This window comes from Vibrio sp. 10N.261.46.E11 (genome assembly GCF_041472735.1).
Classification (GTDB): Bacteria; Pseudomonadota; Gammaproteobacteria; order Enterobacterales; family Vibrionaceae; genus Vibrio.
The window spans coordinates 1-2,118 of sequence record NZ_JBFRQW010000083.1; the positions used below are offsets into that span (position 1 = coordinate 1).

The window sequence follows — 2,118 nt, forward strand, 5'->3', positions numbered from 1 at the left end:
TGCTTAAATGATCAGTGTTAGCCAGATGAGCCGCTTTTTTATTGGGATTTGTTTTTACATCATTACTGATAAAGATATTTGGTAAACAATAAGTCAGCAATGAGAGTTTTACCTGTTTCAGGAAGTAAAATCTTATTGAGGTGCTCAACTAAGGACTTTCTCAAATCTTCACGACCGGATAGAGACTTAATTGTCTCTTCATTTTGTTTGCCGAGTAATTCAATCACCGCATCACGAATCAATGGCTGATGATGCTCAATAGCTTCTAAGTCATTACTATTCGCGACCATTATGTCGAGACGGACCTGAATATAGCCTAACTTTTTACCTTTAGTATAAAAGTTAGTGGTGAGATCGGGCTCTAGCGTGAAGTAGGCTAGTTTGGGTGTCGATTCTTCTTCAGCGAAACTTGATGCTGAAAACAGTAGATTAATCGCAATAAATAGTTGGGCTACATAACGTTTGTGCATATTTGAGACTTTTCTTTAGTTTATTCGCGATATTCGAAACGCATTAGTCTTGTTACAATGAGCGGTCTAAATCTAAATACGTTTACAATTCGAAGGACGCTTTAATTTTATTCGAAAGTTGAAGCTTTATTGTACGTGTAAAGTCACCTATTGAATACTAGTATGAATCAGTCAATATCATTGTATCTAAATTCGTTAATGAATGTAGATTGGCAAAGCACAGAAAATTTTAATTTTCCTAATGAAACCACCAAAGAGTGGCTTATGGAACAAGGATCGCTTTCCCGTAAGTTGGGCAAGTGCTGCCAACACCTGTCTGTTGAGTTGCTTCATAATCAAGTTGTGGAGCGATCAATTCTGCAACAGGACGAAGAACGCCTTTTATCATCACATGACTGCTTACTGCGTAAAGTGATTTTAAAGGGTGATGATGAGCCGTGGGTGTTAGGTCGAACTTTAATACCTCGAATTACTCTAGAAGATCATCAGCACTCTGACCTTTCTCTGCAAGGGGATGTCCCGCTTGGATTAACGGTTTTCAGTGCTGAGAACGTGGAGCGAGATGCGCTACAAGTCGGTTGGGTTATCGCTGGTGATGAGCGATTACTCGCGCGTCGTTCTCGATTATGGATGAATCATAAACCGATGCTTGTGGCCGAAATTTTTTTACCAACATCCCCCATTTACTCTAAGGAGAGTGTGTAAATGCTTGCCACCAAAGCGAAGGCGTACTGGCAATTGACGCGAATGAATCGCCCGATTGGTACTCTGTTACTCCTTTGGCCGACCTTGTGGTCGCTGATTATTGCTGCGAAAGGCATGCCTGATTTTGATGTCTTGGTTGTTTTCATACTCGGTGTGGTGTTAATGCGATCGGCTGGCTGTGTGATTAATGATTTTGCTGACCGTAAAGTTGATGGTCATGTCAAACGCACCAAGCAACGTCCATTACCTTCGGGTTTGGTTTCCAGCAAGGAAGCCATTGTGCTCTTTCTAGTGTTAGCTGTGGTTTCTTTTTTGTTGGTACTCACCATGAACCCGCTGACCATTAAGCTCTCTTTTATTGGAGTTGGTCTCGCGTTCATTTATCCTTTCATGAAACGTTTTACACACCTTCCACAGTTGTTTCTCGGATTGGCTTTCAGTTGGGCAATTCCAATGGCTTGGGCAGCACAAACCAATGAACTGCCAAGCGTTGTGTGGTTTATCTTCGTGATTAATGCGCTGTGGACGATAGCCTACGACACGCAATATGCGATGGTTGACCGAGATGATGACTTGAAGATTGGCATCAAGTCGACGGCTATTCTGTTTGGTCGTTTTGATAAGCTTATTGTTGGCGCGCTGCAGTTAGTCACACTGGCGATGTTGATTGCATTGGGTATGCACTACCAACTCGGTGATACTTTCTACTGGGCACTGTTAGTTTCGGGAAGCTTGTTCGTGTATCAACAGCATCTGATGCGTCACCGCGATCGAGACCTTTGCTTCCAAGCCTTCTTGAACAATAACTATGTTGGAATGGCGGTGACTGTAGGCTTGTTCATTACCTTCTGGTAAGCATTATACCAATCGTAGTAACTAACTGGTCACCCTAGCTTGTTAAAAATCTCGATAACTTCGTTAGAATTTTTGATTGTAGAATAAC

Annotated in this window: 3 protein-coding genes; 2 read left to right on the forward strand and 1 reads right to left on the reverse strand. The window is 42.0% G+C overall.

From position 1 onward, the window contains the following. Positions 1–62: 62 nt before the first annotated feature. Complete coding sequence (locus AB4407_RS20260; RefSeq protein WP_009848242.1) at positions 63–470, reverse strand: flagellar basal body-associated protein FliL; 408 nt, start codon at positions 468–470, stop codon at positions 63–65. A gap of 162 nt (positions 471–632) precedes the next feature. On the opposite strand from AB4407_RS20260, the gene AB4407_RS20265 reads away from it, so the two are divergent. Together AB4407_RS20265 and ubiA are read left to right on the forward strand one after the other, a co-directional pair. After that, positions 633–1,175: a chorismate lyase gene (locus tag AB4407_RS20265; protein WP_372121774.1), complete on the forward strand. Its 543-nt coding sequence runs from the start codon at positions 633–635 to the stop codon at positions 1,173–1,175. Next, the gene (ubiA, locus tag AB4407_RS20270) at positions 1,176–2,030 is read left to right on the forward strand and encodes a 4-hydroxybenzoate octaprenyltransferase (protein ID WP_372121775.1); all 855 of its coding nucleotides are present in this window, start codon (positions 1,176–1,178) and stop codon (positions 2,028–2,030) included. The last annotated feature ends 88 nt before the right edge of the window (positions 2,031–2,118 follow it).